This window comes from Nonomuraea dietziae (assembly GCF_014195505.1).
Lineage (GTDB): Bacteria > Actinomycetota > Actinomycetes > Streptosporangiales > Streptosporangiaceae > Nonomuraea > Nonomuraea roseola.
This window is the reverse complement of record NZ_JACIBV010000001.1, coordinates 1,725,449-1,744,747: the sequence shown is the minus strand read 5'-3', so window position 1 is coordinate 1,744,747 and position 19,299 is coordinate 1,725,449. Positions and strand designations below refer to the sequence as shown.

The 19,299-nt window shown below is 70.2% G+C and carries 18 protein-coding genes; 16 read left to right on the top strand and 2 right to left on the bottom strand.

All coding sequences use genetic code 11. The features are described 5' to 3' along the window. Positions 1-15: 15 nt before the first annotated feature. The gene (locus FHR33_RS08520) at positions 16-648 is read right to left on the bottom strand and encodes a DUF2278 family protein (protein WP_183645426.1); all 633 of its coding nucleotides are present in this window, start codon (positions 646-648) and stop codon (positions 16-18) included. A gap of 158 nt (positions 649-806) precedes the next feature. Between FHR33_RS08520 and FHR33_RS08515 the strand changes: the two genes are divergently transcribed. Next, complete coding sequence (locus FHR33_RS08515) at positions 807-2,567, top strand: alpha/beta hydrolase (protein ID WP_183645425.1); 1,761 nt, start codon at positions 807-809, stop codon at positions 2,565-2,567. Positions 2,568-3,084: 517 nt separating this feature from the next. On the opposite strand, the gene FHR33_RS08510 is transcribed toward FHR33_RS08515, so the two are convergent. Next, a complete protein-coding gene (locus FHR33_RS08510) occupies positions 3,085-3,870 on the bottom strand; it encodes a DeoR/GlpR family DNA-binding transcription regulator (protein WP_312895422.1) in 786 nt (261 codons plus the stop codon). A gap of 179 nt (positions 3,871-4,049) precedes the next feature. Between FHR33_RS08510 and FHR33_RS08505 the strand changes: the two genes are divergently transcribed. The 15 genes from FHR33_RS08505 to FHR33_RS08435 all read left to right on the top strand — a co-directional run bounded on the left by FHR33_RS08505 (position 4,050) and on the right by FHR33_RS08435 (position 19,259). Continuing rightward, positions 4,050-5,111 carry a substrate-binding domain-containing protein gene (locus FHR33_RS08505; RefSeq protein ID WP_183645424.1) on the top strand — a complete coding sequence of 354 codons (1,062 nt, stop codon included), beginning with the start codon at positions 4,050-4,052 and terminating at the stop codon, positions 5,109-5,111. After that, positions 5,112-5,879, top strand: coding sequence for an ATP-binding cassette domain-containing protein (locus FHR33_RS08500; RefSeq protein ID WP_183645423.1), 768 nt, complete (start codon positions 5,112-5,114; stop codon positions 5,877-5,879). Next, positions 5,876-7,114 carry a sugar ABC transporter permease gene (locus FHR33_RS08495; RefSeq protein WP_183645422.1) on the top strand — a complete coding sequence of 413 codons (1,239 nt, stop codon included), beginning with the start codon at positions 5,876-5,878 and terminating at the stop codon, positions 7,112-7,114. Before FHR33_RS08500 ends, FHR33_RS08495 begins: the two co-directional genes overlap by 4 nt. A gap of 14 nt (positions 7,115-7,128) precedes the next feature. After that, the gene (locus FHR33_RS08490) at positions 7,129-8,556 is read left to right on the top strand and encodes an FGGY-family carbohydrate kinase (protein WP_183645421.1); all 1,428 of its coding nucleotides are present in this window, start codon (positions 7,129-7,131) and stop codon (positions 8,554-8,556) included. Further along, on the top strand, positions 8,553-10,016 hold the full coding sequence (locus tag FHR33_RS08485; RefSeq protein ID WP_312895421.1) for an FGGY family carbohydrate kinase: 1,464 nt from the start codon (positions 8,553-8,555) through the stop codon (positions 10,014-10,016). The genes FHR33_RS08490 and FHR33_RS08485 overlap by 4 nt, the downstream gene beginning before the upstream one ends. Further along, positions 10,013-10,618 (top strand): histidine phosphatase family protein, encoded by a 606-nt coding sequence (locus FHR33_RS08480; RefSeq protein ID WP_183645420.1) that lies wholly within the window; start codon positions 10,013-10,015, stop codon positions 10,616-10,618. The genes FHR33_RS08485 and FHR33_RS08480 overlap by 4 nt, the downstream gene beginning before the upstream one ends. Continuing rightward, positions 10,615-11,643: a 2-hydroxyacid dehydrogenase gene (locus tag FHR33_RS08475; protein WP_183645419.1), complete on the top strand. Its 1,029-nt coding sequence runs from the start codon at positions 10,615-10,617 to the stop codon at positions 11,641-11,643. Before FHR33_RS08480 ends, FHR33_RS08475 begins: the two co-directional genes overlap by 4 nt. A 110-nt stretch (positions 11,644-11,753) precedes the next feature. Then, a complete protein-coding gene (locus FHR33_RS08470; RefSeq protein ID WP_183645418.1) occupies positions 11,754-12,845 on the top strand; it encodes an ABC transporter ATP-binding protein in 1,092 nt (363 codons plus the stop codon). After that, entirely contained in the window at positions 12,838-13,932 is a 1,095-nt protein-coding gene (locus FHR33_RS08465) for an ABC transporter ATP-binding protein (protein ID WP_183645417.1), read from the top strand. Before FHR33_RS08470 ends, FHR33_RS08465 begins: the two co-directional genes overlap by 8 nt. Further along, positions 13,929-14,864: a carbohydrate ABC transporter permease gene (locus FHR33_RS49970; protein WP_221241012.1), complete on the top strand. Its 936-nt coding sequence runs from the start codon at positions 13,929-13,931 to the stop codon at positions 14,862-14,864. Before FHR33_RS08465 ends, FHR33_RS49970 begins: the two co-directional genes overlap by 4 nt. Next, positions 14,861-15,664, top strand: coding sequence for a carbohydrate ABC transporter permease (locus tag FHR33_RS08455; protein WP_183645416.1), 804 nt, complete (start codon positions 14,861-14,863; stop codon positions 15,662-15,664). The genes FHR33_RS49970 and FHR33_RS08455 overlap by 4 nt, the downstream gene beginning before the upstream one ends. Before the next feature lie 2 nt (positions 15,665-15,666). Continuing rightward, positions 15,667-15,942, top strand: coding sequence for a DUF2160 domain-containing protein (locus FHR33_RS08450; protein ID WP_221241011.1), 276 nt, complete (start codon positions 15,667-15,669; stop codon positions 15,940-15,942). Positions 15,943-15,952: 10 nt separating this feature from the next. Then, on the top strand, positions 15,953-17,713 hold the full coding sequence (locus FHR33_RS08445) for an ABC transporter substrate-binding protein (RefSeq protein ID WP_183645415.1): 1,761 nt from the start codon (positions 15,953-15,955) through the stop codon (positions 17,711-17,713). A gap of 287 nt (positions 17,714-18,000) precedes the next feature. Then, positions 18,001-18,552, top strand: a complete 552-nt coding sequence (locus FHR33_RS08440) for a TetR/AcrR family transcriptional regulator (RefSeq protein WP_221241010.1) — start codon at positions 18,001-18,003, stop codon at positions 18,550-18,552. Between the two features lie 65 nt (positions 18,553-18,617). Then, the gene (locus FHR33_RS08435) at positions 18,618-19,259 is read left to right on the top strand and encodes an SDR family NAD(P)-dependent oxidoreductase (RefSeq protein WP_312895420.1); all 642 of its coding nucleotides are present in this window, start codon (positions 18,618-18,620) and stop codon (positions 19,257-19,259) included. The last annotated feature ends 40 nt before the right edge of the window (positions 19,260-19,299 follow it).

Below are 19,299 nucleotides of genomic sequence, written 5' to 3'. Positions count from 1 at the left end.
TGTCGGCCGGTTACCTCACCCTGGCAGGGAGCGTCCTGCTGGCCTGAGATCGCTCGGGACGGGGTGGCCCTCCTCGTCGGTGCGGTCCGACTGCGTGGAGAACCTGGAGACGAAGACGTCGAAACCGCCGTCGGGCCGCTCGGTCAGTGTGGCGCCGTCCTGCCAGATGCCGTTCTCGTCCCACCACTGCGAGCCGTACGGGTCGCCCTGGTTCTGGTGGATGTTGTGCACGCCCAGGCCCTCGTCGAACGGCTCGCCGAAGATCAGCACGCGCCGCCCTGGAGTGAGCAGGGGCTCCAGGGCCCGCGCGGCGTCCAGGTTCGTCCCCGAGACCCACGACCCGCCGCCCTCCACGAGGGCCGGGTGCCGGTAGTAGTCGAGCGCCCCCGAGTCGCGGTCGCGGGCCAGCTCGTGGAAGCCCGCCGCCAGGTGCGCCGCCGGTCCCAGCGCGCCGGGCGAGATCGTGAACGTCCTCCACCGGACGCCGGTGGCCGACTGCTTGCTGTCGACGTCGACCGCGCAGCGGTGGACGCCGAGCGGCGCGCTGACCTCGATGTTCACATGGAACCAGCGGCCCTGCGTGTCGGGCCTGTCGCGAAAGTGGCGGCGCACGGTCCCCACGAGCACGCCGTACCGGTCGAGTGGCACGCCGTCACGTCCTTTCCTCTCGACGGTTCAGCAGCAGTATCGGGCCAGGACCGCTCCCGCGCCTGAGTACGCCGTACTCACCGCATTTCGCCAGCAATGTGGGTGAGTCGACGATCACCTGAGAGGCGGCCCGCCGTCCTGCCATCCTGGACCGCGTCATGGCGGATCACACGGCGGCCCTCGAGGCGTACGGGCGAGCAGCGGCGCTCGCCGCCGAACACCACACCCACCTCGACACCGCCATGCGCCTCATGCGGACGCACGCCTGGGTCGGCGGCGGCGCCCCAGCCTTCACCGCCGCCCTCGCCCGCCACCGCGCCGGCCTGCAGTCCTCGCTGACCGTCGCCCTGACCACCCTGGCCCACCTGGTCGTACGGCAGGGCGGCGCCGCCCCCGCCCTCCCCTTGCTGACCACCTCGGTCACCACCATGAGCGCTACCCTCGGCACCTTCCAGGGCATCGACCCCCTGGCGATGTCCGCCCTGATCTCGGCGCTCGAACACGCGGGCCAGACCCTCTCGGCGGCGGGCACCCGCCTGGCGGCGGAGCTCTCCGCCCACGGCCTGCCCGCCGAACCCGGGCACTCCCTCGGCAGGATCGCCGACTGGTCCACCACCCACGGCGCCGACCTGCGTCGCCGCCTGACCCGCATCCAGCAGACCGTCCCCGGCACGTCACTGCCCGCCGGTCTCGCGGCCCACGACCTGTTCGCCGCCCACGCCACGGACCCCGCCGCCGCCCAGGCTCTGCTCGCCCGCCTCGCCGGCGGCGACGGAGACGCGGTCACCCGGCTGCTCGACCTCCAGGACCAGGGCGGGGACCCCGGCCTGGCCGCCCGCGTCCACGCCTGGTGGCACACGCTGACGCAGGGCAGCCGGGAGGAGCTGATCCGCCTGCCGGGGCTCGGCCTGCTCAACGGCCTGCCCGCGAGCGTCCGCGACCGCTCGAACCGGCTGGGGCTCGCCAGCCAGAAGACCGCGCTCAAGCGCCGGCTCGACGCCGCCGCCGCCGAACTCGACCGCCTCGACGACCCCACCCTGTTCGGCGGCTGGGAACGCCTCGCCAACCAGCTCCGCCGCATCGAGAACATCGAAAGGGAACTCCAGCCGGTCGCCGGCCACCCGCCACCCCTGCTGCTGGCCTTCGACGTGAACGGACAGGGACGACTCATCGTCTCCTGGGGCGACCCCGACACCGCCGACACCACGGTCACCTCCGTCTCCGGCCTCACCTCAGGCCTGGACGCCGCCCCAGGCGACCTCCAACGCTCCCGCGCCCTCTGGCAACAGGCCACCGCCACCAGTGGCTCGCGGAGCATCGCCGCCGTCACGTGGCTCGGCTACGACGCGCCCCAGATCGACCCGGGCATCTTCGACCCCGCCAAGTCGGTCGCCTTCGGCCACGCCGCCGCCAAGGGCGCCACGGCCCTGGCCTCCTTCGCCGACGGCCTGCGCGCCGCCCACGAACCGTCCTCCACGGCCCGCGCCGTGATCGTCGGCCACAGCTACGGGTCGCTGACCACCGGCAAAGCCGCCACCCTCCGCCCCGGACGGCTGGCCGACGACCTCATCTTCGTCGGCAGCCCTGGCGTCGGCGTCGACCACGCCAGGGAACTGGGCGTGGCTCCGGGACATGTGTGGGTCGGCGAGGCAGGCAACGACCCGGTAGCCGCCCTCGGCCGCTTCGGCGCCGACCCAGGAAACGCCTCCTTCGGCGCCCAACACTTCCCCGTAGGCAGAGACGTCTACACCAGAGCTCACAGCAGCTACTGGGACCCCGCCTCAGTCTCATTGGCGAACATGGGCCGCATCATCAATGGGCAATACGACAAGGTGGCCGCCCCAGAGTCGCACAACGCTCAGCCACAGCCGTTGATGCCTGAACTTGCCCCCGACCTGGCGCTCCGCCCGCAAAGGTGATCCACATTGCTCCGCGCTCTCGTGCTCGCTCTCGCCCTCGTTTCTCTGATTGGCTGCACTGTGGACCAACCGACTATCACCCAGTCGCATGCTCTCAGCCGGGTCGAGCAACTCATCCGCGAAACTGCTGCCGCGTTGCAGCCTCAGCCTCGGCTGGAGCTCCTTCCTTCGTCGGTTGCTCCCAACACTTGTCTGGCCAAGGGGGGGTCGGAGAAGCAGGTGGTGATTCATAGGGCCTACTGGCTGCGAGGTGTTCCCCAGAGCGCGAACATGAGCATTGCTCACCAAGTTCGGGCTCGCTGGGTGGAACAGGGCCATGTGATCACCGCAATGGGCGGCTTCCAGGCCGGAGCGCCCACAATCCATGGCGAGTCGAGGCCTGACGGGTATCTCTTGGGCCTTATCTGGGCGGAGGGAGATGATCTCTACCTGGCGGCAACCTCTCCCTGCGTCTGGCCCGATGGGACGCCTGCGCCGGCCGATCGTTGACACACCAAGAGCACTGAACCCATGAAGTTCAGTTCGAAACGATTTTCAAGGGGACGCCGGCTGCGCGTAGTGGGGCGAGGTCGGATTCGGGGGCGTCGCTGTCCACGATCACCAGGTCGAAGGCCGTCAGCGGCGCGAGTTGGTGCAGCCCCCGCTTGCTGAACTTCGTGTGGTCGATCAGCAGCACCTTCTTGCTCGCCGACTCCATCAGCGCCCGCTTCACCGCCACCGTCTCCTGCGACTGGTGGTAGCAGTGCCCGTTGGTCACCGCCGTGGTCGACATGAACAGCACGTCCGCGTGCAGTGACCTGATCGCCTCGGTGGTGCGCATGCCGAGGAAGGCGTCGTAGGCCGGGTAGTAGGCCCCGCCCAGCGCGATGAGGTCGATGGTGGCCTCGCCGGCCAGCAGGTTGACCACCGCGAGGAAGTTGGAGATCACCGTGACGGGCCCCCTGGCCGGCAGCAGTCCGGCGACGGCCAGACCTGTGGTGCTCTCGTCGATCATGACCGAGGCGCCGGGCTCGACGAGCGTGACCGCCTCCTCGGCGAGCAGCCGTTTGGCCTCGGACATCGCCTGCACGCGATGACGCACGTCGCCGTGGTAGAGCGCGGACGGCTGGGCCGTCGCGCCGCCGCGTACCTTGCGCAGCCATCCCTCGCTCTGGAGTACGTCGAGGTCACGGTGGATGGTCATCAGACTCACGCCGTGGGCCTCGGCGAGCTGCTCCATGCGGACGAAGCCCTCGCTCGCGACGAGCTGGCGGATCTGGTCGCGGCGTTCCCTTGGGCCGAGCGCGGGGTCGCCGTCTGCCACGAGTCGCCTCCTGATCAGTGTGAAGTCGGTGCTAAAGGTAACACGAGATGTCGCCGTAAGTTCTCACATGTCCGCATGTTGTAGTTATCAGACTCTTGACATATTTGGCCCATCGGGTGTTGTGTTCCTCACACCACAACACACACCCAGACCTCTCGTCGATGAGCCAAGGAGCAGTCATGAAGAGGGTCACCTTCGCGGTCGCCGTCGCGCTGGCGGCGGCCACCGCCTGTTCGTCCACCACCACGTCGGCAGGGCAGGGCGAGAGCGCCGCCCAAGGTGCGAAGATCGCCTTCCTCATGCCGGACATCGCCTCCACCCGCTACGAGCTCTACGACGCGCCGCTGTTCAAGGCGAAGATGAAGGAGCTCTGCCCGACCTGCGAGGTGCTCTACCAGAACGCCGGAGCCGACGCGGCCAAGCAGCAGCAGCAGGCCAACTCCGCCCTGGCCCAGGGCGTCAAGGCGATCGTGATCGACCCCGTCGACTCCGCCGCCGCCGCGACGATCGTCCAGTCGGCGCAGGCGCAGAAGGTGCCGATCATCGCCTACGACCGGCCGATCCCCGCCGCCAAGGCCGACTACTACGTCTCCTTCGACAACGAGAAGATCGGCTCGCTCATCGCCCAGTCCCTCGTGGACGAGGTGAAGAAGAAGGGCGGGGACGGCGGCCTGCTCGTGGTGAACGGCTCGCCCACCGACGCCGCCGCCCAGCTGATCAAGAAGGGCATCCACAGTGCGGTCGACCCGAGCGGCCTGAAGCTGCTGGCCGAGTACGACACCCCAGGGTGGCAGCCGAACAAGGCGCAGGAGTGGGTCAGCGGTCAGATCGCCCAGTTCCCCGGCAAGATCGGCGGAGTCGTCGCCGCCAACGACGGCACCGCCGGCGGCGCGATCGCCGCGTTCAAGGCCGCCGACACTCCCGTGCCGCCGGTCAGCGGCAACGACGCCGAGCTGGCCGCGGTCCAGCGCATCATCAACGGCGACCAGTACAACACCATCTCGAAGCCGATCAAGATCGTGGCCGAGGCGGCGGCGGTGGTCGCGAACGAGTTCGCCCAGGGCAAGAAGCCGGCGGGTAAGACCACGCTGTTCGACACCCCCTCCGAGCTGTTCACCCCGACCGTGGTGACCCAGGAGAACGTGGCGAAGGAACTGCTCGGCCCCGGCGGCGCGCTCAAGGTGTCGGAGGTGTGCACCCCCGACTACAAGGCCGCCTGTGACAAGCTCGGGATCAAGTAGATGCCCATCCTGTCCCTGAGCGGCATCACCAAGACCTTCGGCGCCGTCGCCGCGCTCACCGGCATCGACCTCGACGTCGAAGCCGGTGAGGTCGTCGCGATCGTCGGCGACAACGGCGCGGGCAAGTCCACCCTCGTCAAGATCCTCTCCGGTGTCCACGCCGCGGACTCAGGGACGATCACCTTCGAGGGCGGGCAGGCGCACATCGCCACCCCCGCCGACGCCCACCGTCTCGGCATCGCCACGGTCTTCCAGGATCTGGCACTGTGCGAGAACCTCAACGTGATCGAGAACCTCTTCCTCGGCCAGGAGCTGCGCGCGCTGCGCCTGGACGACGTGGCGATGGAGGTCCGCTCGTGGGAGCTGCTGCGCCAGCTCTCGGCGAAGATCCCCTCGGTGCGCACCCCCGTGGCCTCGCTCTCGGGCGGACAGCGGCAGACCGTGGCCATCGCCAGGTCGCTGCTGGCCGATCCCAAGGTGGTCATCCTGGACGAGCCGACGGCCGCGCTGGGCGTCGCGCAGACGGCGGAGGTGCTCAACCTGATCGAACGGCTGCGCGACCGCGGTCTCGGCGTGATCATGATCAGCCACAACATGGCCGACGTGAAGGCCGTCGCCGACAAGGTGGCGGTGCTGCGGCTCGGCCGTAACAACGGGACCTTCGCCGTCGGCGAGGTGTCCCAGGAGGACATCATCGCGGCGATCACCGGCGCCACCGACAACGTGGTGACCCGCCGCGCGCAATCGCAGGAAAGGCTCCGCCAATGACCGATCTCGAGACTCCGACGGACCTGAAGGACGAGCGGCTGATCGGCAGGCAGGGCCTGCGCGGCGCCGCCGAGGGCCTGCTCGACCGGGTCCGCGGCGGCGACCTGGGCGTCCTGCCCGTCGTCATCGGGCTGATCGTGATCTGGTCGGTGTTCCAGGCGCTCAACCCGATCTTCCTGTCCAGCGTCAACCTGGTGAACCTCACACTGGAGTGCGCCCCTGTCGGCATCATCGCGCTGGGTGTGGTGGTCGTGCTGCTCGTCGGCCAGATCGACCTGTCGGTCGGCTCGGTCAGCGGCCTGACCTCCGCGGTCATGGCGGTGTTCTTCGTGGACAGGAGGCTGCCGGTCTGGCTGGCGATCCTGGCCGCGATCGTGATCGGCTGCGCGATCGGCTGGGTCTACGGGCAGATCTTCAACAGGTTCGGCGTGCCGAGCTTCGTCATCACCATGGCGGGACTGCTCGGCCTGCTCGGCGTGCAGCTGTGGATGCTGGGCGCTAAGGGCTCGATCAACCTGCCTTTCGACTCGGGCCTGGTCGCCTTCGCGCAGCTGGCCTTCGTGCCGGTGTGGCTGTCGTACGTGTTCGTCGTGGTGGCCGCCGCGGGCCTGTTCGCCAGCGGGTACGCCCACGCCAGGCGGCGCAGGAAGGCCTCGCTGTCGGCGGTCTCCACCCAGCTGCTGGTCGCCAGGAGCGTCCTGGTGCTCATCGGCCTCGGCGTGGTCGTCTGGTATCTCAACCAGACCCGCGGCGTGGGCTGGATGTTCGTGCTGTTCCTCGCGCTGGTGCTGGTCATGCACTACGTGCTGGGCCGTACCAAGTTCGGTAAGTCGATCTACGCGGTCGGCGGCAACGCCGAGGCGGCCAGGCGCGCGGGCATCAACGTCAGGGCCGTCTACACCTCCGCGTTCGTGCTGTGCACGACGCTCGCCGCCGTCGGCGGCGTGCTGGCCGCGGCCAGGCTCGCGGCGGTCAACCAGAGCAGCGGAGGCGGCGACGTCAACCTCAACGCCATCGCGGCCGCCGTCATCGGCGGCACCAGCCTGTTCGGCGGCAGGGGTACGGCCTTCGCCGCGCTGCTGGGCATCGTGGTGATCCAGTCCATCTCCAGCGGGCTGACCCTGCTCAACCTCGACTCCTCCTTCCGCTTCATGGTCACCGGCGCCGTCCTGCTGCTCGCGGTGGCCGTGGACTCGGTGGCTCGCAGGTCGCGGGTCTCCCACGGCAGGGCGTAGGGGGGGAGCGAGCGATGGCAGTGGTCTGTGTCGACGCCGGCACCACGATGATCAAGGCGGTCGGCTACGACGAGGAGGGCGCCGAGGCCGTGGTGGCGCGCAGGGCCACCACCGTGACCAGGCCCCGTCCCGGCTGGGCCGAGCAGGACATGAACGCGGTGTGGGAGGCGGTCGTCTCCTGCGTGCGCGAGGTGGTCGAGGGCATGGCCGGGCCCGTCGACTACGTCGCGGTCACCGCGCAGGGCGACGGCTGCTGGCTGGTCGGCCCCGACGGCGAGCCGACGGGGCCCGCCATCCTCTGGAACGACGCCCGCGCGGCCGCCTTCGTCGCGGACTGGACCGAGGCGGGCGTGCTGAAGCGGGCCTTTCACCGCAACGGTTCGCTGACCTTCGCAGGGCTGCCCAACGCCGTGCTGGCGTGGCTGCGCCTGCACGACCCGGAGCGGCTCGACCGCTCGGCGACCGCGCTGACCTGCGGCGGCTGGCTGTTCTCCAAACTCACCGGCAGGGTCGCGGTCGACAGCTCCGACGCCTCCGCGCCTTTCACCGACCTGGCCACGGGGCGCTACTCCGCCGAGCTGCTGGCCCTCTACGACCTGGAGTGGGCCGCCCCGCTGCTGCCCGAGCAGCTCGACGACGAGGACAGGGCCGCGCCGCTGACCGCACAGGGGCTGGGCCTGCCCGCGGGCACCCCCGTCGTGCTGTCCTCCTACGACATCGCCTCCACCGCGGTCGGCGTCGGCGCCGTCACCCCAGGTCAGGCGTGCACGATCCTCGGCACGACGCTGTGCACGGAGATCGTCACCGACCGGGTGGAGCTGGGGGAGCGGGCCTCGGGCCTGACCGTCGCACTCGGGCTGCCCGGGCTCCACCTGCGGGCCTTCCCCACGCTGGCGGGCGGCGAGGTGATCGGCTGGGCCTGCGAGATGCTCGGCCTGAGCCATCCCGCCGACCTCGGCGAGCTGGCCACCCTGGCGCCCGCGGGCGCGGAGGGTCTGGTGTTCCTTCCCTATCTGTCGCCCGCCGGAGAGCGCGCCCCCTTCCTCGATCCGTTCGCGAGAGGCGCGTTCGTCGGCCTCTCCTTCGAGCACCGCCGCGAGCATCTGGCCCGCGCGGTCATGGAAGGCCTCAGCATGGTCATCAGAGACTGCCTCACCGCCTCCCACGTCAGACCCACCGAGCTGCGCGTCTGCGGAGGCGGCGCGGCCAGCGAGGTGTGGACGCGGCTCATCGCCGACGTCACGGGCCTGCCCGTGCTCCGCACGGCCGACGAGGAGGCCGGCGCCAGAGGCGCCTACGTCATGGGCGGCCTGGCCACCGGTGCGCTGGCCAAGGTGCCCGAACCCCGGGTACGGCAGGCGCTCGACCCGGCCGCGGGGCCGTACGACGAGCTGTTCGACCGGTTCCTGCGCGTCAGGGAGAGCGTCAGGAGCGGCAGGTGAGCGGCGTCTGGGTCGGGCTGGATCTCGGCACGCAGAGCGTCAGGGCGCTCGCCGTCACGGGCGAGGGCAGGGTCGCGGGCATGGGCACGCGCAAGCTGACCAGCCACCGCGAAGGCGAGCGGCACGAGCAGGACCCCGAGCAGTGGTGGCACGCGACCGCGCTGGCCTGCGCCGAGGCGCTGGCCGACGTGCCGGACGCCGAGGTGCGCGGCGTGGCGGTGGACGCGACCTCCGGCACCGTCCTGCTCGCCGACACGCAGGGCCGCCCGCTCACGCCCGGCCTGATGTACGACGACACCCGCGCCGCCGCCCAGGTGGACAAGATCAACGAGGTGGGCGGCCATGTCTGGTCCCAGCTCGGCTACCGCCGCATGCAGGCCGCGTGGGCGCTGCCGAAACTGCTCTGGCTGCTCGACGAGTACGGCTGGAGCGGCGTCAGGCTGCTGCACCAGAGCGACTTCGTCAACCGCCGCCTGGTCGGCCACGAGGTGCCCACCGACCTCAGCAGCGCGCTCAAGACAGGAGCGCACCTGATCGAGGAGGACTGGCCTTCGGACGTGCTCGCCACCCTCGGTGTGCCGGGCGAGACGCTGCCCTTCCTGGTCCGTTCGGGCACGGTTCTCGGCACGGTCTGCGCCGCCGCGGCCGAGCTCACCGGCCTGCCCGAGGGCACCCCCGTCATCGCGGGGGCGACCGACGGCTGCGCCGCCCAGCTCGGCGCGGGCGCGCTCACCCCCGGCAGCTGGAACTCCGTGCTCGGCACCACCCTGGTGATCAAGGGGGTGACCCGCGAGCTGGTCCGCGACCCTCTGGGCGCGGTCTACTCGCACAGGGCCCCCGACGGCGCCTGGCTGCCGGGCGGCGCGTCGAGCACGGGCTCGGGCGCGATCGCCCGTGACTTCCCCGGCCGCGACCTCGACGAGCTGAGCGCCGCGGCCGCAGGACGCGAACCGGCCGGGCCGCTCGCCTACCCGCTCGTCTCGGCAGGGGAGCGCTTCCCCTTCGTCGCGCCGCAGGCCAGAGAGTTCCTCCTCGGCGAGGTGGCCGACGAGGCCGAGCACTTCGCGGCGTTGTTGCAGGGTGTCGCCTTCGTCGAACGGCTCTGCTTCGACTACCTGGACCAGCTCGGCGCTCCCGTGGACGGCGCGCTCACCCTGACGGGCGGCGCGACGCGCAGCGCGTACTGGTGTCAGCTGCGCGCCGACGTGCTGGGCAGGCAGGTCACGCTCCCCGAGAACGCCGAACCCGCGCTCGGCATGGCGGTGCTGGCCGCCTCGCCAGGCCGCAGGGTCGCCGACGTGGCCGCGGAGATGGTCCGCGTCCGCGACACGATCGACCCCCGCCCCGGCTCTGCCGACCGCTTCGACGAGGCCTACCTGCGCCTGGTCGACGAGCTGGCGCGCAGACAGTGGCTGCCCGCCGAGGTCGCCGCGCACGCACACGAGAGGACAACCCGATGACCCGCCTGGTCCTGGTCCGTCATGGAGAGTCGGTGTGGCACGCCGAGAACCGCTACGCGGGCATCAGTGACATCGCGCTGACCCCGCTGGGCGTACGGCAGGCCGCCAGGCTCGCCGCATGGGCCGGGGGCGCGCAGCTGTCGGCGGTGTGGGCCTCCACGCTGTCGCGCTCCAGGCTCACGGCCGAGCCGTGCGCCGAGGCGGTCGGTGTCCCGCTGCGCGTCGACGAGCGGCTGCGCGAGCTGGCCTTCGGCGAGGCCGAGGGGCTCACGGCCGCCGAGATGAGCAGCCGCTTCCCGCAGGCGCGCGAGGCGTTCACCACCGACCCCGTCGCCCACCACCTGCCGGGCGGCGAGGACCCCGTCAAGGCCGCCCAGCGCTTCACCGAATGCCTGCACGACATCGCCGCCGAGCATCCCGAGGGCCGCGTGCTGGTGGTCGCGCACACCACGATCATCAGGCTGGCGCTGTGCGGGCTCATCGGGGTGCCGCTGCGCGAGTACCGGCGGCTGTTCCCGTTCCTGAGCAACGGGGCCCTGACCGAGATCGCCCTCCGCGACGGCGACATCGCCCTCCTCCAGTTCAACGGAGCCCTCTCATGACCACCCGTGTCCTCGCCGCAGGCGACCACTTCGTCCTCAACCGCCTGTTTTCCGAAGCTCTCCAAGGCGTCGGCGACCTGGAGATCTCCGAGCTGACCCTGCCGTGGCCGGTCGAGCCGTTCGGCCCGGTCGCCGAGGTGCGCGAGGCGTCGGGAGGCGAGGAGGAGCTCATCGAGGCGCTGCGCGGGGTGGAGATCTGCCTCACCCAGATGGCGCCGCTGACCGAGCGGATCCTCGCCGCCTCACCGGAGCTGCGCCTGTTCTGCGTGGGGAGAGGCGGGCCGGTCAACGCCAACCTGGAGGCGGCCACCAGGCACGGCGTCGCCGTCTGCTACGCCCCGGGCCGCAACGCCACCGCCACGGCCGAGCACACGATGGGCATGATCCTCGCCGCGATCCGGCGCATCCCCGCCACCCACGGCGAGCTCGTCTCCGGCGTCTGGCGCGGCGACTACTACACCTACGACAGCGTCGGCCCCGAGCTGGAAGGCGCGACGGTCGGCCTGGTCGGCTACGGCGCCATCGGCCGCAGGGTGGCCAGGATGCTGGCCGGGTTCGGCGCGCGGGTGCTGGTCTTCGACCCCTACGCCGAGCTGGACGGCCCGGCCGAGCGGGTCGCGTCGCTGGAGGAGCTGCTGTCGAGGTCGCTGGTGGTGTCGTTGCACGCCAGGGCCACCCCCGAGACCGCCGGCATGATCGGCGCGAGGCAGCTGGCCGTCATGCCCAGAGGATCGGTGCTGGTCAACTGCGCGAGGGGCAGCCTGGTCGACTACGAGGCGGTGTGCGACGCGCTGGAGTCGGGACAGCTGTTCGCCGCGGCGTTCGACGTCTTCCCCGAGGAGCCGCTGCCGAAGGACTCCAGGTTGCTCACCGCGCCGAACGTGGTCATGACGCCGCACCTGGCGGGGGCGAGCAAGGAGACGGCGGGCAACGCCGCCCGCATCGTGGCCGCCGAAGTAGGCCGCTACCTGCGCGGAGAGCCGCTCGCCCACTGCGCCAACCCGGAGGTATTCCGGCTCAGTTAACCGGAGATTTCGCGCCAGACATTTACTCTAGGCACGCACTTGCTTGTCATGTTAGATGGAGGAGCGGCACCCAGTAAACAATCTTGCACCGGGAGAGAGGACCGGGCTCGATGGCGCTGGTTCTTGACGGTGTTTGCGTACGACAACGTGACGAGATCTGGCTCGACGACATAAACCTCGAATTATCCAGCGGAATGACCGTGCTCATCGGCCCGCTGGGCGCGGGGAAAACGACGCTGATGCGGGTCGTGGCAGGCCTGCACCCGCCGGGTGCGGGCCGGGTCATTGTCGACGGAAAAGACGTCGCCTCGATCTCGGTGCGAAAACGCTCCGTGGCCTTCGTCTACCAGCAGTTCATCAACTACCCCTCGCTGACGGTCCACGAGAACATCGCCTCCCCGCTGCGTCTCGACCGCGCCTTTCCCAAGGACCAGGTCGACCGGCGGGTGGGCGAGGTCGCCGAGCTCATGGGCATCGGCGACCTGCTGCCACGCAGGCCGTCCGAGCTGTCGGGCGGCCAGCAGCAGCGCACCGCCATCGCCAGGGCGCTGGCCAGGCCCGTGGACGTGCTGCTGCTCGACGAGCCGCTCGCCAACCTCGACTACAAGCTCAGGGAGCAGCTCAGGGGCGACCTCAAGAGCATGTTCGGGCAGTCGAAGGGCGTGGTGCTCTACTCGACGTCCGATCCCGCGGAGGCGCTCGGCTTCGCGGCGCCCACGGTGGTCCTCGGCGAGGGCCGGGTACGGCACGTCGGCGATGCCGCGGACATGTACGACAGGCCGCCCACGCTGGCCGTCGCCGCGACGCTCAGCGATCCGCCGCTGAACCTCCTGCCCGGCGTCGTGCGCGACGGATGGATCGAGTGCATGGGCGCCTCCTTCGAAGCTCCGCGGGCGCACGCCCGGGCCGAGCGCGTCGTCCTCGGCGTCCGCCCGCACCAGGTGAGCATCGAGGGGGCCGGGCCCGGCGCGCTCGCCTTCCCGGCGGAGATCCGCCTGGCAGAGGTGACCGGCAGCGCGACCTTCCTGCACCTGCTGCTGCGGGGCGGCACCCACCTCGTCGCCCAGCTGCCGGGCACCCGGCTGTTCACCCCCGGCCAGCAGGCGACCGCCTACGTCGACCCCGCCCACGTCCTGGTCTTCGACGAGGCCGGCGGGGACCTGCTGGCCTCGTCGACGGCGGAGGTCGATCTGCATGGCTGACATCCGCCTCGAGGGCGTGGGACACAGCTACGACGGCGGCAGAACCTGGGCGCTCAAGCCGATGACCTGGACCTGGCGGGAGGCCAGGGCCTACGCCCTGCTCGGGCCGAGCGGGTGCGGCAAGACCACCCTGCTGAACATCGTCTCCGGCCTGCTCTCCCCGACCGTGGGGCGGATCTGGTTCGGCGACCGCGACGTGACCTCGGTGCCGACGGCGGGCCGCAACATCGCGCAGGTCTTCCAGTTCCCCGTGCTGTACGAGCAGATGTCGGTCTACGACAACCTCGCCTTCCCGCTGCGCAACCGCAGGTATCCCAAGGCGGAGATCGACCAGCGCGTCCGCAGGGTGTCGCAGCTGCTGGGGCTCGACGAGCATCTCCACCGCAGGTCGCGCAGGCTGGATCCGGGCCGGCAGCAGATCGTCAGCCTGGGCAGGGGCCTGGTCCGCTCCGAGGTCGCCGCCGTGCTGCTCGACGAGCCGCTCACGGTGATCGACCCCGCGCTGAAGTGGACCCTGCGCAGCAAGCTGAAGGAGATCCACCGCGACACCGGCCACACGCTCATCTACGTCACGCACGACCAGACCGAGGCGCTGACCTTCGCCGACGAGGTGGTGGTGCTCAAGGACGGAGAGGTCGTCCAGTCAGGCACGCCCGCCGAGCTGTTCCTGTCGCCCGCCCACGAGTTCGTCGGCCACTTCATCGGATCGCCCGGCATGAACGTGCTGCCGGCCGAGGTCGCCGGCGGGCTGGTCAGAGTGGGGGAGGCGGTGATCGGCAGGGCGGTCGGCGAGCTGCCGCCAGGTCCCGTGCGCGTCGGCGTCAGGCCCGAGTTCGTGCGCGTCAGCGCCGCGCGGGAGACGCCCGGCGTGAAGGCGCGGGTGAAGGGCGTGGACCGCATGGGCGCCTACCACCTGGTCCGCGCCGACGTGGACGGCCACGACCTGGTCGCCAAGGTGGACGCGGGCTCCCACCACACGCCTGGCGCGGTCGAGTTCTTCCACTTCGCCGCCGACGGGGCGTTCCTGTTCAGGGACGAGGTGAGGTGCGGGTCCATAGCGCCGCTCGAAGGGGGCCAGGGAGCGTGACCAGCCAGTTAGCCGAGGACGCCGGCGCCGAGACCTCACCACGAGAGGAGGCCCGCGGCAGGCAGGCCGACCTGAAGCCGAAGAACAACCGCGCCTGGTTCCTGGTGCTGCCCGTCGTGGTGTCGGTCGCGTTCACCGCGGTCATCCCGCTGATGACCGTCGTCAACTTCTCCGTGCAGGACATCTTCACCCCCACCGACCGGATCTTCGTGGGGCTCGACTGGTTCAGGTCCATCTCCCGCGACCCCGAGGTGCGCGCCGCCTTCCTGAGGACCCTGCTGTTCTCCGCCCAGGTGCTGCTGGTGGAGATCCCGCTCGGCGTCGCGATCGCGGTGTGCATGCCGCGGCGCGGGGTGTCGGTGTCGGTGGCCCTGGTCGTCGTCGCGCTGCCGCTGCTCATCCCGTGGAACGTGGTCGGCACCATCTGGCAGATCTTCGCCCGCGGCGACATCGGCCTGGGCGGCTGGACGATCAACAACGTGCTGGGCATCGGGTTCAACTACACGCTCGACTCCACCGACGCATGGATCACCGTCCTGCTCATGGACGTCTGGCACTGGACGCCGCTGGTGGCGCTGCTGGCCTACGCGGGCCTGCGCTCGATCCCCGACCCCTACTTCCAGGCCGCGCAGATCGACGCCGCCTCCGCGTGGGCCACCTTCCGCCACATCCAGCTGCCCCGCCTGCGCGGTGTGCTGACCATCGCCGTCCTGCTCCGCTTCATGGACAGCTTCATGATCTACACCGAGCCCTTCGTGGTGACGGGCGGCGGGCCCGGCAACGCCACCTCCTTCCTCAGCATCCTGCTGTCGAAGATCGCCGTCGGGCAGTTCGACCTCGGCCCCGCGGGCGCGTTCTCACTGCTCTACTTCCTCATCGTGCAGATCATCTCCTACGTCTTCTTCACCGTGCTGACGAGGAGCGGGCGATGAGGCTGCCATGGGCGCGCACGGTGTTCTGGCTGTACGCCGCCACCCTCATGCTGCCGCTGCTGTGGATGTTCGGGATGTCCATCAGGCCGAACGAGGACATCCTCGGCAGTTTCTCGCTCATTCCGCAGCGGGTGACGCTGGAGAACTACGAGACGTTCTTCACCAACGACGTGTGGTATTCGAGCTATCTCAACTCGATTCTCTACACGTCCATGAACGCGGTCATGTCGCTGATCGTGGCGCTTCCCGCGGCGTACGCGTTCTCACGCTTCAGGTTCGCCGGTGACAAACACCTGTTCTTCTGGCTGCTGACCAACAGGATGGCGCCGCCCGCCGTCTTCCTGCTGCCCTTCTTCCAGATCTACCAGAGCGTCGGCCTTTTCGACACGCACCTCGGGGTCGCCATCGCGCACATGCTCTTCAACGTGCCGCTCGCCGTATGGATCCTCGAAGGCTTCATGTCGGGAATTCCGCGCGAGATCGACGAGACGGCGGCCATCGACGGCTATTCGCTGCCGCGCTTCTTCATCCGCATCTTCCTGCCGATGATCCGCTCGGCGATCGGCGTCACCGCCTTCTTCTGCTTCATGTTCAGCTGGGTCGAACTGCTCATCGCCAGGACCATCACCTCCGTCGACGCCAAGCCCATCGCGGCCACCATGACCAGGACGGTGAGCGCGGCGGGCGTCGACTGGGGACTGCTGGCCGCGGCGGGCGTGCTGACGATCATCCCGGGTGCGATCGTCATCTGGTTCGTCAGGAACTACATAGCCAAGGGCTTCTCCATGGGGAGGGTCTGACCGTGCTCGAGTGGATGGTGTGGACCCCGCCCACGGCACTGGTGTTCGCGGGGCTGGTCCTGCTGCTGACCGGGATGGCGGTGTGGGGCAGGCTCTCGCCTCCCGTCGCGCGCCGCGGATTCCTGCGCATCGAGACCGACAGGGGCGACCGCCTGTACATCGGGCTGATCAGCGCGGCCGTCGTGCTGGCCGGGTGGATCGCCCTCACCGACCTGTCGATGTGGCTGGCGCTGGGCTGCGCGCTGCTGGTGGCACTGGTCATCGGCATATGGGGATGAAGGAGGGACGATGTCGTCAACGCTCAAACGGGCAGGTGCCGTACTCATCCTGCTGGTGGCGGGCTGCAGCACCGGCGGGGGAGGTGGGGGCACGAGTGACTTCAGGGAGGAGGACGGCAAGGCCGCCGCCCGCCGATGGGTCAGCGAGGAGTTCACGCCCAGCACGCTCTCCCGCGACCAGCAACTGGCGGAGATGGACTGGTTCATCAAGGCGGCCGCGCCGTACCGCGGAATGGAGATCAACGTGGTCTCCGAGACGATCACCACCCACGAGTACGAGTCGCAGAAGCTCGCCAAGGCCTTCAGCGAGATCACCGGCATCAGGCTCAAGCACGACCTGATCCAGGAGGGTGACGTCGTCGAGAAGCTGCAGACCCAGATCCAGGGCAACCAGAACATCTACGACGCCTACGTCAACGACTCCGACCTCATCGGCACCCACTCCCGCGGCGACTACGTCTTCCCCCTGTCGGACTACATGGCGGGAGAGGGCAAGGCCGTCACCTCGCCCACGCTCGACCTGCAGGACTTCATCGGCATCAGCTTCACGACAGGCCCGGACAAGAAGCTCTACCAGCTTCCCGACCAGCAGTTCGCCAACCTCTACTGGTTCCGCTACGACTGGTTCACCGACGAGAAGATCAAGAAGCAGTTCAAGGACGCCTACGGCTACGACCTAGGCGTCCCCGTCAACTGGGCGGCCTACGAGGACATCGCCGACTTCTTCACCAACAAGGTGAACGGCGACGGCACGATCGACGGCAAGAAGGTCTACGGCCACATGGACTACGGCCGCAAGGACCCGTCGCTGGGCTGGCGCTTCACCGACTCCTGGCTGTCCATGGCGGGCAACGGCGACGCGGGCATCCCCAACGGGCTGCCGGTGGACGACTGGGGCATCAGGGTGGAGAACTGCCGCCCCGTCGGCTCGTCGGTGACCCGCGGCGGCGACACCAACGGCCCCGCGGCCGTCTACGCGCTCAACAAGTACGTCGACTGGCTGAAGAAATACGCCCCGAAGGAGGCGGCGGGCATGAACTTCAGCGAGTCGGGGCCCGTGCCCGCGCAGGGCGCCATCGCGCAGCAGATCTTCTGGTACACCGCCTTCACCGCGGACCTGGCCAAGGAGGGCCTGCCCGTGGTCAACGCGGACGGCACGCCGAAGTGGCGCATGGCCCCCAGCCCGCACGGCGCGTACTGGAAGGACGGCAACAAGCTGGGTTACCAGGACGCCGGCGCCTGGACGTTGCTGAAGAACACCCCCCAGGAGCGGCGGGCGGCGGCGTGGCTGTACGCCCAGTTCGTCACGTCCAAGACGGTCTCGCTGAAGAAGTCCATCACGGGCCTCACCTTCATCCGCGACTCCGACATCAGGAGCGACTACTTCACCGAGAACGCCGCCAAGTACGGCGGGCTCATCGAGTTCTACCGCTCGCCCGCCCGCAAGCAGTGGACCCCGACGGGCACCAACGTCCCCGACTACCCGAAGCTGGCCCAGCTGTGGTGGCAGAACGTCGCCACCGCGGTCACGGGAGAGACGACGGCCCAGCAGTCGATGGACAACCTGGCCAAGCAGCAGGACGACATCCTGTCCAGGCTGGAGCGGCGGGGCTACGGCGGGGAGTGCGCGCCGAAGCTGAACCAGGAGAGGGATGCCCAGTACTGGCTGGACCAGCCCGGCGCCCCCGCGCCGAAGCTCGCCGACGAGAGAGGCAAGCCGGAGACGCTCGACTACGACAAGCTGCTCGCCCAGTGGAAGGGCACCGACTGACGGCCGCCCGGCCTCGGCGCCACCGGCCCGCGAAGGGCCGTGGCGGCGGCTGAGGCCGGCAGTGCGCGATCACCAAGGCGCGGGCCGGCCGCGGCCGCGCTACCCTGTCGGCTACCTGCGGGGGCGCGCCGCGAGGCGGGCCCGGATCCTCTCCGGCCTCGTCGCGCCCCCGACCGGGATCGACCGAGGGGGCTGATCGTGCACGTGACCGCCGGCCGCGCGACGGGCGTCGCCACCACCGCCGCGGGACAGCGGTGAGGGCGCCGGGACGGCCGCGCAGCCAGGAGGTGGACGCGGCCGTGCTCGCCGCCGCCCTCGACCTGCTGATCGAGTACGGCGCCAGCCAGACCAGCATCGAGCAGGTCGCCCAGCGGGCGGGGGTGACCAGGGCCACCGTCTACCGGCGCTTCACCGGCAAGACTGCGCTGCTGGTCCAGGCGATCGAGTCGGTCCACCAGGACCACGAGCCAGGCGCCATCGACTGGCCCGACATCGCCAGCATGCTCGACGACTGGGCCCTCTACCTGAGCGAGCCGCGCAACCGCCGCATGCTGCGCCGCCTGTACGGCGCCGTGGACGACCACCCCGAACTGCTCCAGGCCTACCGCGGCGCCAACGGCCTGCGCAGGGCGGCGGCCGAGCGCGCCACGCTGGCCGCCGCGCGCGACAGCGGCGAGCTGCCCGCCGACACGGACCTCGACATCCTCCAGCAGGTGCTCAATGGGGCGGTGCTGCACCACCTCGGCTCCTACCCCGACACCACGAGCGCCGCCGACATCAAGGCCTTTCTCGCCGCGGTGCTCAGGCAGGCGGGCCACCGTCCCGGCGCGCGCGGTTGACCCTCACACCGATGTGACGCTTTAACCTCCCGTTGTCGCGAATCTGGACGAACGGAGGAGGCAAGGTGGCAGGAGCGGTGGTCATCGGAGCGGGACCGGGGATCGGGCAGGCGGTCGCGCGCAGATTCGCCAGGGAGAGCATGCCGGTCACGCTGATCGCGCGAGGGGCAGGGACGCTGAAGGGCGCCGAGCCGGGCGGGGTGCCCGTGCTCGCCCTGACGGCCGACAGCACCGACGAGGTCGCGCTGCGCGCCGCGCTCGACAGGGCGGCAGACGAGTTCGGCCTGCCGGACGTGGTGGTGTACAACGCCGCGATCATCCAGGCCGACAGGCCGGGCGAGCTGCCCGCGCGCGCCCACCTGGACGCATGGGCGGTCAACGTGGTGGGCGCGCTCACCGCCGCCGGCCACGTCGCGCCCGCGATGGCACGGCGCGGCAGCGGCTCCATCCTCATCACCGGGGGCATGCCGCAGCCGAAGGCGGCCTACGTGAGCCTGTCGCTGGGCAAGGCGGGGGTCAGGACGCTGGTGAGCCTGCTCGACCAGGAGTACGGCGCCGCGGGCGTGCACGTGGCAGGCGTCACCGTGGCGGGGGCCGTCGCCCCCGGCACCGCGTTCGACCCCGACGACATCGCCGAGCACTACTGGCGGCTGCACACCCAGCCCCGCGAGCAGTGGGAGCACGAGGTCGTACACGAGGGCTCCTGAACACCGGCGCCGGGGGGCCGGGCGCACCGGCGCGTGCCGG

Coding starts and splice junctions, on each gene's coding strand:
- FHR33_RS08515 (WP_183645425.1), top strand. CDS start 807: ATGGCGGATCACACGGCGGCCCTCGAGGCGTACGGGCGAGCAGCGGCG.
- FHR33_RS08505 (WP_183645424.1), top strand. CDS start 4,050: ATGAAGAGGGTCACCTTCGCGGTCGCCGTCGCGCTGGCGGCGGCCACC.
- FHR33_RS08500 (WP_183645423.1), top strand. CDS start 5,112: ATGCCCATCCTGTCCCTGAGCGGCATCACCAAGACCTTCGGCGCCGTC.
- FHR33_RS08495 (WP_183645422.1), top strand. CDS start 5,876: ATGACCGATCTCGAGACTCCGACGGACCTGAAGGACGAGCGGCTGATC.
- FHR33_RS08490 (WP_183645421.1), top strand. CDS start 7,129: ATGGCAGTGGTCTGTGTCGACGCCGGCACCACGATGATCAAGGCGGTC.
- FHR33_RS08480 (WP_183645420.1), top strand. CDS start 10,013: ATGACCCGCCTGGTCCTGGTCCGTCATGGAGAGTCGGTGTGGCACGCC.
- FHR33_RS08475 (WP_183645419.1), top strand. CDS start 10,615: ATGACCACCCGTGTCCTCGCCGCAGGCGACCACTTCGTCCTCAACCGC.
- FHR33_RS08470 (WP_183645418.1), top strand. CDS start 11,754: ATGGCGCTGGTTCTTGACGGTGTTTGCGTACGACAACGTGACGAGATC.
- FHR33_RS08465 (WP_183645417.1), top strand. CDS start 12,838: ATGGCTGACATCCGCCTCGAGGGCGTGGGACACAGCTACGACGGCGGC.
- FHR33_RS08455 (WP_183645416.1), top strand. CDS start 14,861: ATGAGGCTGCCATGGGCGCGCACGGTGTTCTGGCTGTACGCCGCCACC.
- FHR33_RS08445 (WP_183645415.1), top strand. CDS start 15,953: ATGTCGTCAACGCTCAAACGGGCAGGTGCCGTACTCATCCTGCTGGTG.